The sequence below is a fragment of the Tenacibaculum aiptasiae genome (assembly GCF_008806755.1).
GTDB classification, from domain to species: Bacteria; Bacteroidota; Bacteroidia; order Flavobacteriales; family Flavobacteriaceae; genus Polaribacter; species Polaribacter aiptasiae.
The window spans coordinates 566,027-589,504 of record NZ_WAAU01000003.1; the positions used below are offsets into that span (position 1 = coordinate 566,027).

The window sequence follows — 23,478 nt, forward strand, 5'->3', positions numbered from 1 at the left end:
TTTATTTGTCAGACCAAATGGCTAGTTCGTTTCCAGAAGGATCTATAAAATGAAACCTTTTTCCTCCAGGAAAAGAAAATATTTCTTTAGAAATGATTCCGTCTAATTCGATAATATATTGTTTGATTTCTTCTAGGTTTTCATTGTATAAAACTACTAAAGCTCCATTGTTTATTTTTTGATCAGTTTTTTCAAAACCACCTTCTAATCCACTACTAGAAAAAGCGGTGTAGGTAGGACCGTAATCAGTAAAAGTCCAATCAAAAGCTTTTGAATAAAATTGTTTTATTTTTTCAATGTTTTTAGCTTTAAATTCAATGTAATTTATATGATTGTTGTTCATTGTTTAATTTTTAGAACTGAAAACTAATTTATCTTTTTAAAAAAAGCAAAAACAACTTAAGTTAAAATCAGTTTTTAAAAGTAGCTTTCTTCTTTTTTAAATATTCTTTTTCGAATTTATTGGTAACCTTTTCAATAGCTAAGTCAATGTTTTTGATAGCTTCTTCTTTGTTATTTATAGCAAAAAAGTAATCTGCTTTAGCACCGTAAAATAAATAAGAACGCTGTTCTAGAATGTCAGGTTGTAATTGATCAAAATAATAATTAGCTTTAATGTAGTTTTTGTTTTGTAAACAAACAACAGCCATAGTGAGCAAATGTGATGGATTGGGTTGTAACTTATGTAAGTATTGATACCATTGCAATATTTTATTCCAATTAGTTTGTTTAAAACTTGGAGCTTTGATATGTTCTGCAGCTATAGCAGCTTCGTAATGATAAGAAGAGAATACATTACCTTCCACAGCTTTGTTCATCATAGCATTGCCTAATTGAATTAAAGGAAAAGACCATTTGTTTCTATCTTGTTCTCTTAAATCTAATAATTCATTTTCTGTATTTATTTTAGCATCTAAACGAGCAGCATGAAAACACATCAAACCAAATAAGGCATAACTTGCAGAAATATTAGTGTGTCTATTTTTCAATAAGCTTTTGCATAAACGCATTGCTTCTCCACATAACTCTTTTTGTATTAAAATATCTTTTTTATTTGAATGAAAACCTTCGTTAAAAATTAGATATAGAACTTCTAAGACACTTTCTATACGATGAGGAAGTTCATTGCCTTGAGGGATTTTAAATTCAAGTTTTGTTTTTTTAATTGTCTTTCTCGCTCTTAATAAACGCTTTTTAATCGTTTCTTCTTTAGTGAGTAAAGCAGAAGCTATTTCTTTTATACTAAACCCAGAAATAGTTTTTAAAGCAAAGGTAATTCTGTCTTTTGGAGCTAAGTTTGGGTGACAGGCAGTAAAAATCATTCGTAACTGTGCATCTTCAATTTCAGTATCTAAGAACAATTCGTTAATACTTATAACTTCAATACCACTTTTAATTTCAGGGATGTGTTTTTGTTCAGTTTTAAGTTTTCTGAAAATATCAAGTACTCTATTTTTAGCAGCCTGAGTTAACCAAGCTTCAGGATTTTCAGGTTGTTTATTTTGCCAACTACTACTTGCTTTTAAAAAAGTATCTTGAATAGCATCTTCTATGATTTCTAAATTAGAAAGCCCAAAAATTCGAGTTAAAACAGAGATCATCTTTCCGCTATGATGGCGGAAAAGATGATCTATGTGAGAGTTTTTCATTATTTGTCAAATACCATGATTTCACGAATTTCTACAGTATTCCCTAAGTCATAATCAGGGAAATCTTGTGCAATTTCTTGCACTTCGTTAAAATCTTTAGCTTCAACTAAAAAATATCCACCAACAACTTCTTTTACATCTGCTGAAGTTAAGTCAGTAATTGTTCTGTTTTTCCCAGTAACACGTCTTATTTGTGGAGTCAAAGCTTCACCTCCACGTAAAATTCCAGCTTGTTCCATTTTGTTACTCCAAGCAAACCATTTTTCCATTCTTGCTTGTACATCTTCTTCTGAAAGCCCTAAATCGATATATTCTTTACCGATAAAAATCATCATAAAATTTTTCATAAATTAAAGTTTTAAATTATTTACTATTAAGACGTATACCAGAAATGTAAAGAGGACACTTCTTTAATTTTTTTTATAACTTAGAGTTACTAATTTAATTGAAAATTATTAAAACAATTGATTTATTGTGGTTTAGCGTAAAAATCGTTTAGTGAGTTAGTATATAAACAATAATCTATTGTCAAGTCCCAAAAGTTAACTTTTGTAAGATTTGGTGCGCCAATTGGAGCAAGCATTATACTTGTTTTATCTTTAATTTTATGTGCTTCAATATTAGAACCTATTCTAGTTCTGTGATCTAAACTAGTATCTAAATAATACAGATAGTCGTATACAAATTCAGCATATTGTCTTTTAGAAACCTTTTTTAAACTTCTTAGTTTTAAGTCTTTGTAGTTATTTGTTAGAGCATCTTGAAATTCAACGGCATTTAAAGGGGTATTGTTAAGGGAAGGCATAATATTAAATTGCCCATCTAGAAAGACCCATTTGTTTAAACTGTTAACATATACTTCAGTAGCAACATGACCAGGAGATGATTTTCTTGTTTCAGCATCTTTTGTTTTTAAATAAATGGTTCTAGATTTAAATCCAGCATTTTCTAATTGTGCTTTTAGAACTATAGCATAAGCAAAACAAGGAAAATTCCCACCAGCTTTTGCTTCATCTAAAATTGTAATAGGATCAGATTTACTTGGAGAATTATTTCCATTATGTTTCCATCTAGAATTAGTCCAGTCTAATATTTGTAGTAATTTTTCAGTATCAGTAATATCTTTTTTAAATTCCTGAACAGGATATTTAGCCGCTAATTCAGACAAGTATGAGTTTCCTTTATTTTCTTCGTATAAGATGTTAAAGGTTGTGTTCTGAGGTGTTGTGGCGTACTTTATTTTATCTCTGGGGAAATCAATTCCAGTAATAATAGTATGTGCATAAGTAGAATCTTTAAGATTTACATAAAAATCATAAGATTTACCAACTGATACATCAAAGGATATACTATCAATATCTGTTTTAAAAATAAACTTTTCTGGGTTTGAGTAACATAAGACTTTTAATGTGTCGTGTTTTACTTGTGGTGCTATAGACCACCATCCGTTATACCAATTTTCTGCAATTTTATATTTTGTGCCTGTAGAATTTGCGTTAATTACAGGATGCCCGTTATGTTGTTTTTCTTTTTGACAAGAAACAATGATAAAGCAGATAGAAAGAAGTAATAAAAGATTTTTTTTCATAGTGAATAGAGTTTTTAGTTAGCTATTTTTATTAATTGTAAATATATAAATAAGACATTCTTTTTTATACAAAGGTTGTCTTTTATGTAAAAAAAATACTTCTTTCAAGAAAAATATCTTTGAAAGAAGTATTGAATAAATGTTTTGTTTTTTTAAGATGAGTTATATTTTACGTAAAAATATATCACCACTCACAGTTTTTAACTTTAGCGAAGCCTTTCCGTTTTTTACAGTTCCGTATATCTTTTGGTTTCCATATGATCTCTTTCTGTTTTTATCAAAATCGATATCTAGGTTAGAATAAACAGTACCTGTTAAAGTTTGTGCTTTAAATTTAGCATCAGAAATAGCAATATCTATGTCTCCACTCACAGTTTTTAAATTCATAGACTTAGAATGTTTTTTTATAGTAATGTTTCCGCTAACCAAGTCTAATGTCAATTTGCCATTATAAGCTAGAGCATTAACGTCTCCAGAAATACTCTTTATTTTTAATTGTATATTCTTAGGAACATAAATAACATAATTTATTTTCATGTCACTATGGTAAGAGCAGTGTTTACAATTCTTACAATCTCCTGCATTATATACAACTGTATGCTTTTTTTGTTTGTTGAATAAATCACCATAGTTAGATTTTATGGTATAGGTAGTTCCTATTTTATCTTCTTTTAAGCTAAAAAAATCATTGTCCTTATTGTCATTTATATTTACTGTAGCTTGTACAGAAATTTCATTTTTAGACCAGTTTTCGATTTTTATATCTTTAGCAAATTTTGCATGAATATATACTTCGTTAATTCCTGATGCATTTTTATTTTTAGTTACTTTTTTTTGAGCTGCTAGGTTACCAAAAGTCAATAGTAATCCTATGAATAAGAGTAGTCTTTTCATTATTAAAGTTTTATGTTGTTGTATGTTAGTTTATTTTTTACGTAAGTAAATGTTTCCCATAGACGACTTTAGCTTAATTTTTACGCCTCCATTATTAATAGTACTTACAATACTTTTTGCTCCACTTACGTTTTTCATTCCTTTTTTAGTTGGAATTTCAATATCGAAATTGGTATATACAGTTCCATTTGTTTTTAACTCAAGATTTGCTTTTGTGTTAGAAGGAATAGCAACATCTATTTCGCTAACAGATGAACTTACAGTAATAGGTGATAATTGACTAACTTTTGAAAATTCGATATTTATTGGTCCAACACTAGAATGTGCGGTTATAGGTCCAGTAACATCCATCATAGTAATTCTCCCTACATTGGTGTTAGCTTCAACTTCAGAAGTAAAACCTTCTATTTCTAAACTTCCTAAGTTACCCGTATCTACAGAAATGTTGATGTTTTTTGGTAGTTCTAATTGAATACCACTACGTTGAAAATGAGATTTTAAATCTTTAATATAAAGTATATCTCCTTCTTTCTCTAGAGAAAACCCATAGCCATTTGTATTGTCTTTACCTCCAGGATAAATTGCTGTTAAACCTTTTCGTTTGTCTTTTTTGGTTTTATCATGATTATTATGAGGAAATCTGTTATCATAGTCATGATCATCATCATGATCGCAATTGTCACAATCGTTATGAGAATGTTTATAGTTTTTAAGTACTAAAGAGTTGGATGTACCTACTGTAATTTTTGTTGTAGTATTTGTTTCTATTCGTACTTTTTTAATCCCTGATAAAGAGTGTTTGTATTCTTTATTTTGAGCAGTTATAATACCGCTAACTAATAATAATATTAAAATGATTTTTTTCATGATTCTTGTATGTTTTTACAGTAAATTAGGTATGTTGTACTGAATTTCTTGTTTTACGTAATTTGGTGTTTCTTCTTTTTCTAATAATTCTTTCATAGGTTCGAGCGCTCTTTTTTCTTGTATATTTCCTAAGATTTGAATTAATTCAATTTGCATTGAAGGTACTTTTTCTGTTTCTAGCGATTTGATTAATGCAGCTTTTACTTTTTCTAGTGATGAAAATTTGGAGAGTACTTCTGCTGCAGCCAAACGTACATTTACGTTCTCATCATTAAATAGTTTATTTATAAGGGCATCAATTATTTTTGTGTCGTTTTTTGAAAATTTTTCAGCATTCGTTACTGCTAAAATTCGTTTACTTGCTGATTGGTTTTCTAATAAAGCCAATATCTGATTTTCTTTTTCTATTTTTTGTTTATCAGCAAAGGTTAATTTATTTGGATTAATAGATGATTGATATTTACCTATCAAAAAAGCACTAACAACTATAAGGATGCTAGCAGCAACACGGATATACGATTTCCAATTTGTTTTTGGTTGCATTGGTATAACTTTAGTTTGCTCTTTTTCCTTGTTTAAAAACGTTTCAAAATTTAATTTTAAGTTGTTTGAAGGTGTTTCTTCTATATCATTATCAATTACATCTAAAAAAAGCTTCATTTCTTTCACTTCTTTTTGACAAGTAATACAACTTTCAATATGTTTTTCGACTATTAAAGATTCTTCTTTGGTAAGATTCTTCTCAATATAATCTATTAGTTTATTTTCTATATCGTTACACTTCATTACCTACTGTTTGAAAATAAATGTTTTTTAGTTTTTTTAATGCTCTATGCACTTTCACCTTTACGGCATTTTCTGAACTTCCTATTATTTCAGCAATTTGCTCGTATTTTATTCCTTGGTAGCGATGCATTACAATTAATTCTCTATCTGAATTATTTAGTTGCAATAAGGCTACTTTTAAATGTTCTATTTCTTCTTTATTATTTGTTGATGATTCAATTAATTCTGAGTTAAGTTTATCATCTTCAATAATATTAGTTCTCTCTTTTTTCTGTTTTTGATAATATGTTGAAAAAATGTTTCTAGCTATGGTGTATATCCAAGAAGCAAAATTTCCATTTTTATAAGATGTTCTATATTTTAAAACTTTGATAAAAACATCTTGAGTTAAATCTTCACTAACCATTTTATTCTGAATCATCTTATTAAAGAAATTATAGATACGTACATGATATCTGTCGAATAAAATCGACATAGTATCTAAATCTCCTTTAGCTACTGCTAGCATTAAATCTTCATCAGTTAGATGTTTCAATGTATTAGTTTTGATTAGTTTCTATATTAAAAACCATCAATTTACAGAAAGGTTACATGTGATATTAAATTTTTTATAAAAAAAAGCCTCGTAAATTTACGAGGCCTTGTTTTTATTGAGATTCTAGTTCAAAAACTTTTTGAAGCATTTTGTCATTTGGTTGGTTTACTTTATATAAACCTTCGTCGCTAAAGAGCTCTCGAGCTATTAATGTTTTAAGATTATCTCTTAGTTGTTTTTTTGTTCTTTGTGATAATCGATAGTCTTTGAATTTAGATAAAAACTGATCAGAAATAGTATTGTCCTTGTCAAAATTCTTTATAAAATCTTCAACTGTAATTTTAGCAAGTTTTTTACGATTGTTGTCTACATAGTTAAATGCGTAGTTGTTTAATGATCTAAAAAATATAGTTGGTATATAAGATGTTGTATCTACGGCAACAAAATGATCTGGTATAATTCCACCACCACCATAAACTGTTTTTCCTTTAGGAGTTGTAAATTTTAAACTGTCTATTGTTTTGATACTGTCTCTGTTAAAAAGTTCTCCGTTTGAGTAGCGGTTTCTAATATCGCTATCGTAAGAAGAGGTTGTATTTTCTTTTTTATAGGGTTTCTGAATTGAGCGTCCGGTAGGAGTATAATATCTAGCGGTAGTTAGTCTAACAGCTGACCCGTCACCTAAATCCATTTCCTGTTGTACCAATCCTTTTCCAAAAGAACGACGTCCAATAATAATACCTTTGTCATTATCTTGTAAAGCACCAGCTACAATTTCAGAAGCAGAGGCAGAGTTTTCGTCAATTAAAACATATAAACCACCTTTTTCAAAATCTCCTTTTTCGGTAGCAAAAGACTCAACAACATCCCCTTTATTATTTTTGGTAAAAACAATTAATTTTTGGTCCTCTAAAAATTCATCAACAATACTATTAGCAATATCAATAAAGCCACCACCGTTTCCACGAAGATCAAGAACTAAGTCGGTCATTCCTTCTTCCAGAAGATTGTCTAAAGAGGTTTTGAATTCTTTATAGGTATTACGAGCAAAACGATCTAATTTTATATAACCAATACTATCGTTTAGCATATAAGCTACATCAACACTTTTAATATTTACTTTTCCTCTATTAATAGTTACGTCAAAAATACTATCGTTTGTTTTTCTGTAAACTTGTATGTCTACTTTAGTGTTAGGCTTACCTTTTAAAGCCTTCATTATTTGAGAAGTTTGAAGTTTTTTTCCATAAAGAGTATCTTTATTTGCTAACAAAATTCTATCACCAGCTTTAATTCCTTTTTTAATACTAGGTCCACCTTTTATAGGAGAAATAACGGTAATGGTATCACCAATCATTCTAAACTGAACACCAATTCCAACAAAGTTACCTTGCATGTTTTCGGTAACTAATTGAAGATTTTCTTTTGGGATATAAACAGAATGCGGATCTAACTTACCAAGCATTTCAGTAATTGCACCATCTAATAATTCGTCAGTGTTTACATTGTCTACATAATCATTATCTATATAATCAATAAGACGTTTAATTTTTCTTTCATTAGCAGTGTTTTTTCCAATTAAACCACTAGAGTTTCCTTGGTTAAAAAAAGTTCCGATAAGAATACCGAAAACAACAGCTATTGATAAATATATAGGTAAATTATTTTTATTCATAAGGTAAATAAGTCAATTCAACACCAGCTTTTTCTAAAAAATCTATACCAGAACAATCTTTATATGCTTCTGCGTACACTACCCGTTTAATTCCTGCTTGATGAATTAATTTACTACATTGTTGACATGGAGAAAGCGTAATGTATAATGTAGCGCCTTTACACGATTGTGTAGATGCTGCTACTTTTAAAATAGCATTTGCTTCTGCATGTAATACATACCATTTGGTATATCCTTCCTCATCTTCACAATAATTTTCAAAACCTGAAGGAGTTCCGTTGTATCCATCGGAAATAATCATACGGTCTTTTACAATAAGGGCACCAACTTGTTTTCGTTTACAATGAGATAATTTACCCCATTCTCTAGCCATTTTTAAATAAGCCTTATCGTATTTTAATTGTTTTTTATTCAAGAGTAGTTTAGGTAGTTATGTTAAATGCTAATATAATTAGAATTAAGATGTTTAGACGTTAATTTTTTACCAAAAAACACGGTTAATCATCATTTGAAAGGCAAAACCAATTACAATAGATGATACAACTAAAATCCAGTCGCGACGGTTTACTCCAAATACAGATTGCACTAAAGATCCTACTAATAAAATAAGCAATACAATAATAATTTGAGCTGCTTCTACACCTAATGCAAATTCTAATAAAGGAACTAATTTGTCAGAAGTTTTTCCAATCATCATTTTAAAATAGTTAGAAAAACCTAATCCGTGAATTAAACCAAAAAATAGAGCGAAAAATAAGTTTTGATTTTCTTTTCCAACAGATGCTTTTTTAGCTGTAAGTACATTCATCAATCCAGTAATGAATATAGTTAAAGGGATTAAAAATTCAATTAAATCGGCTCTAACATTTAGTATTCCATAAGCAGAAAGTGCTAAAGTGATTGAGTGCCCAATAGTAAACAATGTAATAAGCCATAAAACTTTTTTCCACTGCTTAAACTGATATACAACAGCAAGTACTATTAGAAATAAAATGTGATCATAGGCTTTGATGTCTAATACATGAAACAAGCCCATTTTAAAGTAAAAAATAAAATCGTTCATTCGGGGTTTTTAAATTTTTATTTGTCGGTCTATTTGTTGGTCTAAAGATATAAAAGTTTCTGTTCTGGAAACCCCTTTTATAGTTTGAATATCTTTATTTAACAAATGCATTAAATCTTCATTGTTTTTACATAGTATTTTAATGAAAATAGCATAGTTACCCGTTGTATAATGACTCTCTACAACTTCAGGAATATCTTTCAATCGTTTAATAGCTGAAGAATATTGACTAGAAGCCTCCAAAAACACCCCCACAAAAGCGGTTGTGGTATATCCTAAAGCTTTTGGGTTTAAAACCATTTTATAACCATCAATTAAATCAGAACTATCTAATTTTCGTAATCGTTGATGTATTGCAGCACCCGATATTCCTACCTCTCTAGCAATACTTAAAATAGGTGTTCGAGCATCCTTTACTAGTCGCTTGATAATAATTTTATCAATACCGTCAATTTTTAATTTCTTAAGCATACAGCAAAAATAAGGAAAGTTTACTTGATTATAAGGGAGTATAAAATTGGATATTTTAGAATATGTAGAAGCGTAATGGAAGAAGATTTTTATCTTTACATTTATGTACGCACTTGTAGATTGTAATAATTTTTATACTTCTTGTGAACGGGTTTTTAATCCGAATTTAGAAGGCAAGCCAGTTGCTATTTTAAGCAATAATGATGGTTGTGTAATTTCTATGAGTGATGAAGCAAAAAAAATAAATCTTCCATTTGGAGCACCTATTTTTAAATGGGAACAGTTTTGTAAGAATAATAATATTTCAGTGTTATCATCAAACTATCCCTTATATGGAGATATGAGTGCTCGAGTGATGAAAATATTGGAACAATTTTCTCCCGATGTAGAAGTGTATTCAATAGATGAAGCTTTTTTACAGTTTAAAGGATTTGATAATTACGATTTTGATTCTTATGGAAAAAAAATAAGAAGTACAATTTTACAATGGACAGGAATACCAACTTGTGTAGGGCTAGCACCTACAAAAGCCTTGAGTAAGATTGCTAACAAAATTGCTCGAAAGTTCCCTAAAAAAACAGGAGGGGTTTATGTAATAGATTCTGAAGAAAAGAGAATAAAAGCACTAAAATGGATACCTATTGAAAGTGTTTGGGGAATTGGTAGAGGATTGGTTAAAAAATTGAAAGCAAAAGGTTGTATTAAAGCTTACGATTTTACACAATTAGATGATGATTGGGTGCGAAAAAAATTATCAATTACAGTTTGGAAGTTGAAGAAAGATTTAGAAGGAGATTCTAAAATAATATTGGACGAACCTGTAACAAAAAAAGCGATAGCAACTACAAGAAGCTTTGAATATACATTTTCAGATATTGATAATATTAAGGAACGAATTTCTACATTTGCCACAAGTTGTGCAGAAAAACTAAGGAAACAAAATTCTAGTTGTCATATGGTGGTTGTTATGTTACGTAGCGATCGCCATAAAAAAGATAGTGAACAGCATAGGGTAAGTAAAACTGTAGTTTTTCCATATCCAACAGATTCAACATTAACTATCAGTAAAAGTGCAGTGAAAGCTGTAACAACTATATTTAAAGAAGGAATTAAGTATAAGCGAGCCGGAGTTATTGTAACAGGATTAGTGCCTTCAGATAATTATCAATTGAATATGTTTGAAGGAGAAAATCCAAAGCATAAACCTTTGATGAAGGCAATTGATAAATTGAATAAAACATTTAAATCTGACAAAGTAAAATTAGCAAATCAAGATTTAAAGCGTACTTGGAAAATGCGTCAAGAACGTTTATCACCAAAGTACACTACAAATATTAATGAGATTATTAGGGTGAAATAAATTATGGGAGCATTAGGAAAATTAACTCTTTTTTTACCAAAAGAGAAGAATGAAAATGAAGGGGCTATTTTTATGGATATTGGTATTTCGGCAGGATTCCCTTCGCCAGCAGACGATTTTAGAGAAACACGTATTTCTTTAGATGAGGAATTAATAAAAAATAAAGAAGCAACTTTTTTTGCAAAGGTTAGTGGCCAGTCTATGATTGGTGCAGGATTGGATGATAATGATTTGTTAGTAATAGACAGAAGTATTGCGCCAACAAACAATAAGATAGCAGTTTGTTTTTTAGACGGAGAATTTACGGTTAAACGTTTACGTGTTGAAGGTGATGAAGTATGGTTGCAACCAGAAAACCCAGATTATCCTATTATAAAAATAACGGAAGAAAATAATTTTATTATTTGGGGAATTGTAACAAATGTTATTAAGAAAGTATAAAAAAACCAGCAATATTGCTGGTTTTTTGTTGTAAGTCTTTTTATCTAATAATTAGCAAAACTCATCGTAAGCAGCTGCTAAATTCTGAGCAATAGCTTGAGCAGAACGACCTTCAATATGATGACGCTCTAACATGTGTACTAAATTACCATCTTTAAATAAAGCAATTGCAGGAGATGAAGGAGGGAAAGGAATCATATATTCTCTCGCTTTAGCTGTAGATTCTTTTTCTACACCTGCAAAAACAGTAGTTAAATTTGTAGGAGTTTTATCAGCTCCTAAAGAAGCAATAGCACCAGGTCTAGCTGTACCAGCAGCACAACCACAAACAGAGTTTACCATTACTAATGTTGTTCCTTCTTTAGCTAAAGCATTATCAACATCTTCAGCAGTATATAAAGCATCAAAACCAGCGTCAATTAACTGATCGCGCATCGGTTTTACCAATTCTTCTGGATACATATTTTTAAATTAAAATTTGATGCAAAGATACTTCATTTACAAGCAAGAATCAAACCTAAAAAACTGATGCTTTTATATTAAGACATAATAGTATCTTTACAGCTTTAAAAAAATAGAATGGGGAAATTTGGAAAATGGCTCGGAGCAGGAGCAGGATTTACATTGGGAGGTCCAATAGGGGCAATTATAGGATTTGCAGTAGGTAGTTTTATTGATGGGGTTTCTATAGAAGACTTTACAGAAGAGCAAAGAAAATATCAAGAACAAGCGCAACAGCAACAATATAGGGGAAGAGCTACTTCAGGAGATTTTGAAATAAGTTTATTAATACTAGCTTCTGTAGTTATAAAGTCTGATGGAAGAGTAGATAGAAGAGAGTTAGACTATGTACGATCGTATTTTGTAAGAATGTATGGAAAAGAAAGAGCAAATCATGCATTTAAATTATTCAATGGAATAATAAAGAAACAAATTTCAACGCGTCAAGTTTGCTTGCAAATTCGTCAACACATGACGCATTCTACTCGATTACAATTACTTCACTTTTTATTTGGAATAGCTAAAGCTGATGGGCAAGTTACAGATCCAGAAGAACAAGAAATAAGAAAAATAGCAAGTTATTTATATATAAATCAACGAGACTATTCTTCAATAAAAGCAATGTTTTATGATGCTTCAGGTAGTGCTTATAAAATTTTAGAGATTTCTAAAAATGCTACTGATAGTGAAATTAAAAAAGCATATAGAAAGATGGCTAAAAAATACCATCCAGATAAACTACAAGGTTTGGGAGAAGAGCATAAGAACGGGGCAAAAGAAAAATTCCAACAAATTCAAGCTGCTTACGACCAAATAAAAAAAGAGAGGGGACTTAGCTAATTTTTTAGTGTAATAAAAAAAAGTTATCTTTATAAGGGGTGGCTTAGATACGTAAAAACGCATTTTAAACATGGGGAAAAAGATACTATACTTATTTGTTTTTATAAGTGTAACTTGTTGGGGGCAAAGAAAATCTATAGCAGATAAATATTTTAATGAGTACGCTTATAAGAAATCAGCCAAATTATATGAAAGTTTGTTTAAGAAAGGAGATACTTCCTATTCTGTTTTAAGTCGTCTAGGCGATTCTTATTACAATAATTCAAATTTTGTGCAAGCCGAGAAATGGTACAAAGAATTAATAAAAAGGTATGAGAAAATTATTTCACCAGAATATGTTTTTAAATACGCACAAGTATTAAAAAGTAATGGGAAAATTAAAGAGTCAGATAAGTGGCTTTTGAAATTAAATAATTTAAGGAAAGAAGACAGTAGAGGAGAAGCATTAAAACAAAACACAAACTATTTTATTGAGTATACTAACAGAGAAAAATTATATGTAAACCTAAATAACCTTTCAATAAATACAAAATATTCTGATTTTGGAGGTTTTATATTTGGTAATGAGTTTTATTTTGCTTCAACAAAGCCTAATGGAACCAATGATAAAAAGTTGTATAGTTGGAATAATCAACCACACCTTAGTATCTATAAAGGAACAGAATCTTTTAACGAAGAAGCGAAAATTCTAGATGTATTTGCTTCTAAGAAAGTTGAATCTGTAGATTCTAAATATCATGAGTCTAATGCTGTAATTACAGCAGATGGAAAGACAATGTATTTTACAAGAACAAGTTCTGATGGAGAAAAATTAAAAGGAGGAGAAAATAAAGAAGCAAACCTTAAGATTTATAAAGCAGAAAAAATTGGAGATGTTTGGAGGAATATAACGGAACTTCCTTTTAGTAATGATAACTACTCAATAGGACATCCTGCTTTAAGTTTAGATGAAAAAACATTGTATTTTATCTCTAATATGCCCAACGGATATGGTTTAACCGATATTTATAAGGTAGAGTTATTAGAGGGAGGAAAATACAGTGAACCCAAAAACTTAGGAAAAGGTATAAATACGGAAGGAAGAGAAATGTTTCCTTTTATAGGAGACGATAATACCTTGTATTTTGCTTCAGATGGGCACTTAGGTTTAGGAGCTTTAGATGTCTTTGAATCTAAACTTGTAGAGGGTAATTATATGAAGTCTCTAAATTTAGGAGCACCAATAAATGGACCTTATGATGATTTTGGTTTTGTAATTAATAAGAAACGAAATAATGGTTTTTTCTCTTCAAACAGAGAAGGAGGAAAAGGTGACGATGATATTTATAGTTTCTTAGTATACAATTGTAAAGAAGCGATTTCTGGTTTAGTAACAGAAACAAAAACAGAGAAGCCAATTCAAGATGTAGTGGTAAGATTAATTGATTCAACAGGTAAAGTAGTAACTGAAACAAAAACAAAAGGAGATGGTACCTATACTTTTAATGCGCTAGAGTGCGAAAAAAAGTTTACCGTAGTAGCATCAAAAGATGACTATAAGGGTGAAGAAAAAGTGGTAGAAACACTTGATGTAAATAAAGAGTCAATAACCACTAATTTACAATTAGAATCTTTAATAGTTGAAGATCAGATCGTCATAAATCCTATTTATTTTGATTTTGATAAGTATGATATTAGAGAAGATGCAGCATACGAGTTAGAACATGTGGTGTCAGTAATGAATAATCATCCAGAAATGGTAATTAAAATTGAATCGCATACAGATAGCAGAGGAGAAGCTAAATATAATAAATGGCTATCTACCAAAAGAGCAGAGGCAACCAAAGATTATATTATTTCAAGAGGTATTTCATCAGATAGAATACAAAGTGCAAAAGGTTTTGGAGAAGAACAATTATTGAATGATTGTGATGAATCAAAAGGAACTAAATGTGCCGAGGAAGCACATCAAATAAATCGCCGTTCATATTTTTACATACTAGATGATACTAAAACATCAAAAGAAAAAAGAAAAGAAGGATTAATATATAAAATACAACTAGCTTCAACTAAAAAGCAAGAATATGAAAAAGAACCTTTTGCTAATTTGGAAGAAGCTGAGGTAATACGTGTAGGTACTTCGTATAAGTTTTATTGTTGTAAAAATAAATCGTTAGAAAAAATAGAAGATAGATTAAATCAATTGAAAAAAGCAGGTTATAATGATGCTTTTATTGTTCCTTTTTTAGAAGGAAAAAGAATAAGTATAAAACAAGCTTTAAAAATAGATAAGACCACTAAAAAGTAATTAGTATATTAAAATTTTTAAGATACATATTATCCATAATAAAAGCGTTGTAAGAAAATTTCTTGCAACGCTTTTTTAATAATCAAGCAATTATTTTGAAAATCAATACTAAGTAAACACCGATTGAATAAAAAAATAGAATTACTTAATTTACTTAAGGGGGCTTTGGTAAATTAATTATTAGTTATTTTATAGATATGAGTTTCTGTATCTAATTTTTTGTTTACTATAGAAGCACGATAAGAACCATATAGATAAATTTCATTATTAACATGTAAAACTCTAGGTTTAAGCATGTGTAATGAAAGTTGTCCATTTACATTTGGTAATTTATCAAGCTCTGCTTTTTCTTCCCAGTTAACGCCATCTTTAGAAGAGTAAATCAATTGTTTGGCAGGTAAATAGTCTTTTTTAACATCTCCAGTATTGGCTATTTTAATTAAACCTGTGTTTACAACAACGACTAAATTTCCTTTGTAAATAAAAGGGCGAAGATCTCCCAAATTATTGTATTTATAATTTTTCCAAGGCGTATTTATAGTAGCTACAGACCAGTTAATCATATCTTTACTTTTTAAAACGCGTGTATGAGCAGTGAATATAGAAGCTAATTGTCCAGCAATTAAGTAATATTCATTGTTTAATTTAATAATGGTATGTTCTTGAATTCCTTGCCTAGAAGATTCGGTACCTAATAAAGCGTCACTAATGCTGCCTACTTTAGTCCAGTTTTTTCCATTACTAGATTCCCAAATGTCTTGATATAAATGCCAGTTGGTTAAAGAATGTCCGCCAATTAAGTACATTTTGTTGTTGTGAACAGATACAGACATGCTTTCTCTGGTTTCCCATGGACCATGTTTAGCAACCTGTGTCCAATTAATACCATCATCACTTTGCCAAATATCATTTAGCCATTCTGTAATGTCGTTATTGTTATTTTTTCCGCCAATAATCCATAATTTATTATTAAAAGTTAAAAGATTAAAATCAGAACGACCTTGCCATGGAGCATTATCAATAACTTTAGTCCAATTAACCCCATCATTACTTTTCCATATATCATTAAAGTAAGTGTTGTTTGAACGTAGAAATGGTTCTTCTCCTCCCATGAACCAATATTCTCCTTTAAAAGTTATTATTTCAGCACCATTTCTAGCAGGCAAGGTAGAACTGATTAAAGTACTACTAAGATTAAGATTTACATAAGGGGTGTTAACCGATGCTGAGGTATTGTTTTTAACAATGGTGTCTTCTGAACATCCTATTAAAAGGCTAACACACAATAATAAGGGAAATATTATTTTACTATTCATATGATAATGTATTTATGTTTTTTAGTTTAAGCTTTCTTCTAAGTTATGTCTTACCAATAAGGCAGAAGCAACACTAGAAATTACAGTTTGTAGCTCGTTGCTTAGATCGTTTTTAATCCAAACACGTCCATTATTAAGTAAAGAAACAGCAGCTATTGATGTACCGTTGTATAAGAATTCGAAGCCATGATTATCTATTTGAATCCAGTTAGCTTGTCCCTCTATTTTTTTTACAGGTTTAATTATAATTTGCTGTTTGTTTTTTGAATTTTTAATAAAACCAAAAGTGCTATTTTTCAAAGAATTTCCATCAGGTTCATGTAAAATGAAATTCCAGTTGTTTTTAGAAGAATCTATACAAATAGAACCTGCAAAATAGTTTTTATAGGATAATTCAATAGCAAAAAAATCTTCAATTAAATTGTATTCAGTACTTTTAAATTTACCAATACAATTAACTTGAGCTTTTTCGTTAGTGGTGTTTTGAATAAAACTTAGTTTTTCTTTAGCTCCTTTGAAATGAATTTTAAATGGAATGTTATAACCTAGGTTCCAACCTCTCTTTATTTTAGATGTTTTGAAGTTACCAAAGCTTATTATTTGATTGAATTGCCACCCTTCTCTACCAGTAACTTCATAAATTGATGTGTTGTTTTTTAAACTAGAAGAAACAACAATATTAGGAGTAGAACAAGAAAAGAAACTACCTATTAAAAAAAGAGAAACAACTATGTTTAGCTTCATAAAAACATTGCTTTTAAATTCAGGAAGCAAAATTAGAGTAGACTTAAAAAAAATAGTTGTTGTAAGGGCTTACATAGAGTTTATTCCTGTAGCCTTGTATGTTACAAAAGCATTACATTTTAATGTATGTTATTGTTTATTAGTGTTTTTGAATGAAACTGTATAGAGAAGTGTTTTTGTCTAAAGATAATTTTGTTTTCAATCTACTTTTAGCAACATTTATGGTGTTTACAGATTGTTTTGTAATCTCTGAAATTTCTTTTGTACTAAAATTTAGTTTAATTAAAGCAGCCAATCTCATTTCATTTTTGGTTAATTTATACCCTTCTTTACTCAAAGATTTATAAAAATTAGGATGTACTTTTTCGAAGTGATATTCAAATTCATTACCAATAGAATCTTTAATATTTTGTTGAATTTTTTTATAAATATCTAAAAAAGCATTTTTGTCTTTTGCTGCATTATTCGCATGAGTTTTTACATCAGAAGCAAGCTGTTTTAAAAAAGTTTGTTTTTCATCAACTAATAAATTTTTAAATAATAGTTGCTGATGATTTTGAATATTTTCATCTCTTAAAGAACCTACTTTTGAATATAGTTTGCTGTTTTTTAAATGTTGTCGCTTTTTATATTTCAAGAATAGATAAATAGCGAAGCTAAAAAAGACTAAAAGCAATAAAATAATAATTAAGTAAAATCTTTTCTGAGCAGAGCTTTTAATATTTTCCGATTGTAATTTTTTTTCTAGGTTTTTATAAATAGCAATTCCCTGATCTTTTTTAAGTTTTTTACTATTCTCTTTATCGGCTATGTTCTTATTGTATTTTCTTAAAGCCCAATGTGCCTTTTCAAACTGTTTGTTGTTTATATACGCTTTTTCTAGCCATATATAAATTGTTTCAAGTTGAAGAAAATCGTTTAAATTTTCAAAATAAGGAATTACCTTTTTTAATAAATTAATTCCTTCGTTATTAAAATCTTGACTTATTAAAATACGAGCACGTTGTACTTTAATTTCATTAATAAATTTTGTTTGTTTAAACTTCAGAGCGTTTTTTTCAGATAAATTAAGTAAACTATCAGCTTTTATTAAATTACCTCTACTAATTTCATTGGCTCCTAGATTTATATAGCAAAAGGTAAGTAGGTAATCTTTTTTTAATTGGATACTAGCATCAAGAGCTTTTTTAGTATAATAATAAGCAGAATCAGGATTGGAGTGTGCAAACCCCATATTAAAATAACAGCCCATAGCTGGAGAGTTTTTTTCTAATCCAAGTTGTATTCCTTTTTTAAAGTAATATTGAGCACTGTCTTTATGGTTTTCGTTTGAATAAGAATGACCAATATTGTTATACAAACTATTAATATCATCTATAGAATCTGGATATTTGTTTAAAACAATTTCTAAAGATTTTTTAAAGTTTTTTATGGCTAAGTCATGATGAAAAAAACCACTATATATGGTCCCTATTCCATTTAAAGCATCAGCTTTGGTATAGTCAGAAATAATAGGTTGTTCTAACGCAAAATAAAAATGTTTATTAGCATTTTCATGATCTCTATAAATTGCATATTGATAATTGGCAAGAGCAACATAAAAATCAGCAAGTTTATCTTTAGGGAGTGTATGTAAGTTTTTTAATTGTTTGTCAATTTCATCTTTGTCAATATCAGCACTAAAAGCTCTCAATCTATTGTATAAAGGAATTGTTTCCTTTGATTGAGCATTGCTTTCAAAGACGATAAAAGACAGTAAACAATAAGTAAAAATATACTTCATAAATAAGTATTTAAAAATCAAAAATAAGTAATCAATATAAATAGCAGTAATAAATACAGTATAAGCTTAAAAAGTGCGAGATGTTTGAAAATAAATAATAACGTCAAAAAGCTTAAAATTAGTATACATTTTTTATAAGGCAACCCCAACAATTACAAGAAAATACGTAATTTCGCACATTCAATTAATATTATAAAAAAATGAGTACGAAGTTTACTGAATACAAAGGGCTTAATTTGCCAAATGTTGCTGAAGAAATCCTTAATTATTGGAAGGAAAACAACATTTTTGAAAAAAGTATAACTACACGTGATGACAACAAACCGTTCATATTTTTTGAAGGACCACCTTCTGCAAATGGTTTACCAGGGATTCACCATGCAATGGGACGTACCATTAAAGATATTTTTTGCCGCTATAAAACATTAAAAGGATTTCAAGTTAAACGTAAAGCTGGATGGGATACTCATGGATTACCAGTTGAGTTAGGAGTAGAAAAAGAACTTGGAATTACTAAAGAAGATATTGGTACTAAAATTACAGTAGAAGAATACAACGTTGCTTGTAAAAAAGCTGTAATGAAGTATACAGATATCTGGAATAACTTAACAGAAAAAATGGGTTATTGGGTAGATATGGAAGATCCATATGTAACCTATAAACCTAAATATATGGAAACAGTATGGTGGTTGTTAAAACAGATATACAACAAAGACTTGATGTACAAAGGGTACACAATTCAACCATATTCACCAAAAGCAGGAACTGGATTAAGTTCACATGAGGTAAATCAACCAGGAGCTTATCAAGATGTTACAGATACTACAGTTGTAGCACAGTTTAAAGCAGTTAATGAAACTTTACCAAGTTTTTTAGAAAACAGAGGAGATATCCATATCCTTGCATGGACTACAACTCCATGGACTTTACCAAGTAATACAGCTTTAACAGTTGGTCCAAAAATAGATTATGTATTAGTTAAAACATTTAATCAATATACATTCGAGCCAATTCAAGTAATACTTGGAAAGCCATTAGTAGGAAAACAATTTGCAGGTAAAAAGTTTAAAGCGGTTGAAAATGAAGCAGATTTAGCTTCTTATAATGCAGGTGATAAACAAATACCTTATTGCGTTGTAGCGGAATGTAAAGGAGCAGACTTAGTAGGAATTAAATACGAGCAATTATTGCCGTATGCGTTACCTTATGAAACACCAGAGCAGGCATTTAGAGTTATTCCTGGAGATTTTGTAACTACAGAAGACGGTACAGGTATTGTACATACTGCACCTACATTTGGTGCAGACGATGCTTTGGTAGCAAAAGATGCTGGAGTACCACCAATGTTGGTAAAAGATGCAAACGATAATTTAGTACCATTAGTAGATTTACAAGGGAAATTTACAAGAGATATGGGAGAGTTTGCAGGAATGTATGTTAAGAATGAGTATTATGCTGAAGGAGAAGCTCCAGAAAAATCTGTGGATGTACAAATAGCAATCAAATTAAAAGAAGAAAATAAAGCTTTTAAAGTAGAAAAATATGTACATAGTTACCCACATTGTTGGAGAACAGATAAGCCAATTTTATATTACCCGTTAGACTCTTGGTTTATCAAAGTAACTGATGTAAAAGAACGTATGTATTCTTTAAATGAAGAAATTAACTGGAAACCAGAAGCAACAGGAACAGGTCGTTTCGGTAATTGGTTAAAGAATGCAAACGATTGGAACTTATCGCGTTCACGTTTTTGGGGAATTCCATTACCAGTTTGGAGAACAGAAGATGGAAAAGAAGCGAAAATTATAGGTTCTATAGCTGAGTTGAAAGAAGAAATGCAGCGTTCTGTAGAAGCTGGTGTAATGACTGAGGATATTTTTGCTGATTTCGTATCAGGAGATATGTCTGAAGAAAATTATGACAAAGTAGATTTACATAAAAATGTAGTTGATAAAATTACATTAGTTTCAGATAGCGGTGAGCCTATGAAACGTGAATCAGACTTAATTGATGTTTGGTTTGATTCTGGTTCTATGCCGTATGCACAATGGCACTACCCATTTGAAAATAAAGAATTAGTAGAAGAAGGTTGGAAAACAGCCGATTTTATTGCTGAAGGAGTAGATCAAACTAGAGGTTGGTTCTATACACTTCATGCAATAGCTACTATGGTTTTTGATGATAAAGCATATAAAAATGTTGTGTCAAATGGATTAGTACTAGATAAGAATGGACAAAAAATGTCTAAACGTTTAGGAAATGGAGTTGATCCATTTGAAACATTAGATCAATATGGTCCAGATGCTACTCGTTGGTACATGATATCAAATGCGAATCCATGGGATAACTTAAAGTTCGATTTAGACGGAATTACAGAGGTTAGCAGAAAGTTTTTCGGAACATTGTATAATACTTATTCATTCTTTAGTTTATATGCTAATATTGATAATTTCACCTACAGTGAAGAAGAGATAGCAATACAAGATAGACCAGAGATTGATCGTTGGATTTTATCAGAGTTAAATACATTGGTTCAAAAAGTAGATAAATTCTATGCAGAGTATGAACCAACAAAAGCAACAAGAGCAATTTCTGATTTTGTTCAAGATTACTTAAGTAACTGGTATGTTCGTTTATGTAGAAGGCGTTTTTGGAAAGGAGAATATGCTCAAGATAAAATTTCAGCATATCAAACGTTATATACTTGTATGATTACGGTAGCTAAACTTGGATCGCCAGTAGCACCTTTCTTTATGGATAAATTATATAAAGATTTAATTAAGGCCACAGGAACGGAAGGTTTTGAAAGTGTACATTTAGCAGAGTTTCCAAAATACAATGCAGATTTAGTTGATAAATCGTTAGAGCGTAAAATGGAAAATGCACAAACTATTTCTTCATTAGTTTTATCGTTAAGAGCTAAAGAAAAAATCAAAGTACGTCAGCCATTACAAAAAATAATGATTCCTGTATTGGGAGAAACTCAAAGGGAAGAAATTTTAGCTGTAGCAGATTTAATTAAATCTGAGGTAAATGTTAAGGAAATAGAGCTATTAGACGATGCTTCAGGTATTTTAGTTAAGCAAATTAAACCAAACTTTAAAGCCTTAGGACCTAAGTTCGGGAAAGATATGAAGTTGATTTCTAGTGAGATACAAAAATTTGGTCAAGAAGAAATAATTAAAATTGAAAAAGAAGGGAGTATTTCCATTGAAATTAATGATAAAATCATTAATTTAGAAACCGCTGATGTAGAGATTTCATCCAAAGATATCGAAGGTTGGTTGGTAGCAAATGCTGAAGGTTTAACCGTAGCTTTAGATGTTACAATTAATGATGATTTACGTAAAGAAGGAGTTGCAAGAGAATTAATTAATAGAATTCAAAACGCACGTAAAGAGACCGGTTTAGATGTAACTGATAAAATAAAGTTAACAATTTTACAAGCTGCCGATTTAGAGAATTCGGTTATAGCAAATGAAAACTATATAAAAGCTGAAACATTAACAGATACGTTAGTTTTTGTTGATGATTTAAAGACTGGTACGGATATTGAATTCGATGCCATCAAAAGTAAAATGTTAATAGAAAAAATATAGCGTTATGGATGATATTAAAGTAAGATACTCTGACGGTGATCTACAAGAATTTAAAGAAATCATTTTAAAGAAAATAGAACACGCTGAAGAAGATTTAAGACTATTACAGGATTCATATAAAAATGGAGCCGACAACGGAACTGAAGATACTTCACCAACATTCAAGTCGTTTGAAGAAGGATCTGATACAATGGCAAAAGAAGCAAATATGCAATTAGCCATTCGTCAAGAAAAATTTATTCGTGATTTAAAAAATGCATTAATTCGTATTGAAAATAAAACATACGGAGTTTGTAGAGTTACAGGTAAATTAATTCAAAAAGAACGTTTAAAATTAGTTCCTCATGCAACTTTAAGCATAGAAGCTAAACGTAAACAATAAAAAAATATAAATAATATATAAAGCCTCTATAAAAGAGGCTTTTTTTATATGAGAAACTTTTTAATATACATTTTCATATTTTCAAGCTTTTTAATTTTTTCACAGGAAAAGTTAATGAAACAGAAAAATATACAAGCAGAGGTAATAGAAATTATTACTGATGGGTTGGATGATGTTATTATAGATAATTCTTTAGAAGATAAATTAGAGGTAGTCCTATTAGATGAAAATCCAAATTCACATGCAATCCTGATAGAAGAAGATAGAGAAGAAGTTAAAATTAGATTTAAATTAAATTTTAAAGCCTTTGATAATGGAGTTTTTAGGAAATATATAACGAAGCGTATAGAAAGAGCCAGTGCGGTTATAAGAGTTCCAAAAAACAAAAAAGTTATTGTTTACGGTAAGAGTGTTGGAGTAACATCAAAAAGCTACAAAGGAGATTTGTCTATTTTTATAGAAAAAGGAAATGTAAAATTAAACGAAGTACAAGGAGATGTTTTGGTAAAACTATTCTTAGGAAATGTTTATGCAGAATTAAACAAAAACATAAGTTTAGATATAGAAACTACTAACGGAAAGTTTACTTTAAACAATAAAAAAATGAATAATAAATTTTATGAAAAGAAGGTAAATTCTAGCCCTAATTTTAAAGTAAAATCTATAAATGCTAATGTTATTCTAATAAGAGAATAAA

The 23,478-nt window shown here is 29.6% G+C and carries 23 protein-coding genes; 7 read left to right on the forward strand and 16 right to left on the reverse strand.

All coding sequences use genetic code 11. The annotated features are described in order from the left end of the window. Position 1 precedes the first annotated feature (1 nt). The 12 genes from F7018_RS02640 to F7018_RS02695 all read right to left on the reverse strand — a co-directional run bounded on the left by F7018_RS02640 (position 2) and on the right by F7018_RS02695 (position 9,528). The gene (locus F7018_RS02640; RefSeq protein WP_150898419.1) at positions 2-343 is read right to left on the reverse strand and encodes a VOC family protein; all 342 of its coding nucleotides are present in this window, start codon (positions 341-343) and stop codon (positions 2-4) included. Between the two features lie 67 nt (positions 344-410). Next, positions 411-1,649 carry an RNA polymerase sigma factor gene (locus tag F7018_RS02645; protein ID WP_150898420.1) on the reverse strand — a complete coding sequence of 413 codons (1,239 nt, stop codon included), beginning with the start codon at positions 1,647-1,649 and terminating at the stop codon, positions 411-413. Next, complete coding sequence (locus F7018_RS02650; RefSeq protein WP_150898421.1) at positions 1,649-1,996, reverse strand: YciI family protein; 348 nt, start codon at positions 1,994-1,996, stop codon at positions 1,649-1,651. Before F7018_RS02650 ends, F7018_RS02645 begins: the two co-directional genes overlap by 1 nt. 122 nt (positions 1,997-2,118) lie before the next feature. After that, complete coding sequence (locus tag F7018_RS02655) at positions 2,119-3,237, reverse strand: transglutaminase domain-containing protein (protein WP_150898422.1); 1,119 nt, start codon at positions 3,235-3,237, stop codon at positions 2,119-2,121. Positions 3,238-3,399: 162 nt separating this feature from the next. Next, positions 3,400-4,131, reverse strand: coding sequence for a DUF4097 family beta strand repeat-containing protein (locus F7018_RS02660; protein WP_150898423.1), 732 nt, complete (start codon positions 4,129-4,131; stop codon positions 3,400-3,402). Positions 4,132-4,161: 30 nt separating this feature from the next. Next, positions 4,162-4,998 carry a DUF4097 domain-containing protein gene (locus tag F7018_RS02665; protein ID WP_150898424.1) on the reverse strand — a complete coding sequence of 279 codons (837 nt, stop codon included), beginning with the start codon at positions 4,996-4,998 and terminating at the stop codon, positions 4,162-4,164. Between the two features lie 15 nt (positions 4,999-5,013). After that, a complete protein-coding gene (locus F7018_RS02670; protein WP_150898425.1) occupies positions 5,014-5,784 on the reverse strand; it encodes a HEAT repeat domain-containing protein in 771 nt (256 codons plus the stop codon). Continuing rightward, positions 5,774-6,319, reverse strand: a complete 546-nt coding sequence (locus F7018_RS02675; RefSeq protein WP_150898426.1) for an RNA polymerase sigma factor — start codon at positions 6,317-6,319, stop codon at positions 5,774-5,776. The genes F7018_RS02670 and F7018_RS02675 overlap by 11 nt, the downstream gene beginning before the upstream one ends. A 112-nt stretch (positions 6,320-6,431) precedes the next feature. Then, positions 6,432-7,994 (reverse strand): S41 family peptidase, encoded by a 1,563-nt coding sequence (locus F7018_RS02680; protein WP_150898427.1) that lies wholly within the window; start codon positions 7,992-7,994, stop codon positions 6,432-6,434. Then, positions 7,987-8,409 carry a deoxycytidylate deaminase gene (locus tag F7018_RS02685; RefSeq protein ID WP_262713959.1) on the reverse strand — a complete coding sequence of 141 codons (423 nt, stop codon included), beginning with the start codon at positions 8,407-8,409 and terminating at the stop codon, positions 7,987-7,989. The genes F7018_RS02680 and F7018_RS02685 overlap by 8 nt, the downstream gene beginning before the upstream one ends. A gap of 66 nt (positions 8,410-8,475) precedes the next feature. After that, complete coding sequence (locus tag F7018_RS02690) at positions 8,476-9,057, reverse strand: HupE/UreJ family protein (protein WP_150898428.1); 582 nt, start codon at positions 9,055-9,057, stop codon at positions 8,476-8,478. A 9-nt stretch (positions 9,058-9,066) separates the two neighbouring features. Further along, the gene (locus F7018_RS02695) at positions 9,067-9,528 is read right to left on the reverse strand and encodes an Lrp/AsnC ligand binding domain-containing protein (protein WP_150898429.1); all 462 of its coding nucleotides are present in this window, start codon (positions 9,526-9,528) and stop codon (positions 9,067-9,069) included. A gap of 103 nt (positions 9,529-9,631) precedes the next feature. Between F7018_RS02695 and F7018_RS02700 the strand changes: the two genes are divergently transcribed. Beyond that, the gene (locus F7018_RS02700; RefSeq protein WP_150898430.1) at positions 9,632-10,888 is read left to right on the forward strand and encodes a Y-family DNA polymerase; all 1,257 of its coding nucleotides are present in this window, start codon (positions 9,632-9,634) and stop codon (positions 10,886-10,888) included. Between the two features lie 3 nt (positions 10,889-10,891). Further along, positions 10,892-11,329 (forward strand): LexA family protein, encoded by a 438-nt coding sequence (locus tag F7018_RS02705; RefSeq protein ID WP_150898431.1) that lies wholly within the window; start codon positions 10,892-10,894, stop codon positions 11,327-11,329. 51 nt (positions 11,330-11,380) lie between these two features. Here the strand turns inward: F7018_RS02705 and F7018_RS02710 are convergent, their stop codons facing one another. Further along, on the reverse strand, positions 11,381-11,791 hold the full coding sequence (locus F7018_RS02710) for a BrxA/BrxB family bacilliredoxin (protein ID WP_150898432.1): 411 nt from the start codon (positions 11,789-11,791) through the stop codon (positions 11,381-11,383). 117 nt (positions 11,792-11,908) lie between these two features. Between F7018_RS02710 and F7018_RS02715 the strand changes: the two genes are divergently transcribed. Together F7018_RS02715 and F7018_RS18810 are read left to right on the forward strand one after the other, a co-directional pair. Beyond that, positions 11,909-12,670 (forward strand): TerB family tellurite resistance protein, encoded by a 762-nt coding sequence (locus F7018_RS02715; RefSeq protein WP_150898433.1) that lies wholly within the window; start codon positions 11,909-11,911, stop codon positions 12,668-12,670. 70 nt (positions 12,671-12,740) lie between these two features. Further along, positions 12,741-14,957: an OmpA family protein gene (locus F7018_RS18810; protein ID WP_150898434.1), complete on the forward strand. Its 2,217-nt coding sequence runs from the start codon at positions 12,741-12,743 to the stop codon at positions 14,955-14,957. Between the two features lie 173 nt (positions 14,958-15,130). Here the strand turns inward: F7018_RS18810 and F7018_RS02725 are convergent, their stop codons facing one another. From F7018_RS02725 to F7018_RS02735, 3 genes are all read right to left on the reverse strand, one after another. Further along, positions 15,131-16,273: a Kelch repeat-containing protein gene (locus F7018_RS02725; protein WP_150898435.1), complete on the reverse strand. Its 1,143-nt coding sequence runs from the start codon at positions 16,271-16,273 to the stop codon at positions 15,131-15,133. Between the two features lie 21 nt (positions 16,274-16,294). Continuing rightward, the gene (locus tag F7018_RS02730) at positions 16,295-17,017 is read right to left on the reverse strand and encodes a hypothetical protein (protein WP_150898436.1); all 723 of its coding nucleotides are present in this window, start codon (positions 17,015-17,017) and stop codon (positions 16,295-16,297) included. A 139-nt stretch (positions 17,018-17,156) separates the two neighbouring features. Further along, on the reverse strand, positions 17,157-18,800 hold the full coding sequence (locus tag F7018_RS02735; RefSeq protein WP_150898437.1) for a hypothetical protein: 1,644 nt from the start codon (positions 18,798-18,800) through the stop codon (positions 17,157-17,159). 200 nt (positions 18,801-19,000) lie between these two features. Here F7018_RS02735 and ileS point away from each other — a divergent pair, with 200 nt between their 5' ends. From ileS to F7018_RS02750, 3 genes are all read left to right on the forward strand, one after another. After that, complete coding sequence (ileS, locus tag F7018_RS02740; protein ID WP_150898438.1) at positions 19,001-22,399, forward strand: isoleucine--tRNA ligase; 3,399 nt, start codon at positions 19,001-19,003, stop codon at positions 22,397-22,399. Positions 22,400-22,403: 4 nt separating this feature from the next. Next, positions 22,404-22,781, forward strand: a complete 378-nt coding sequence (locus tag F7018_RS02745) for a TraR/DksA family transcriptional regulator (RefSeq protein WP_150898439.1) — start codon at positions 22,404-22,406, stop codon at positions 22,779-22,781. Between the two features lie 114 nt (positions 22,782-22,895). Continuing rightward, the gene (locus F7018_RS02750) at positions 22,896-23,477 is read left to right on the forward strand and encodes a hypothetical protein (protein ID WP_150898440.1); all 582 of its coding nucleotides are present in this window, start codon (positions 22,896-22,898) and stop codon (positions 23,475-23,477) included. Position 23,478: the final 1 nt, after the last annotated feature.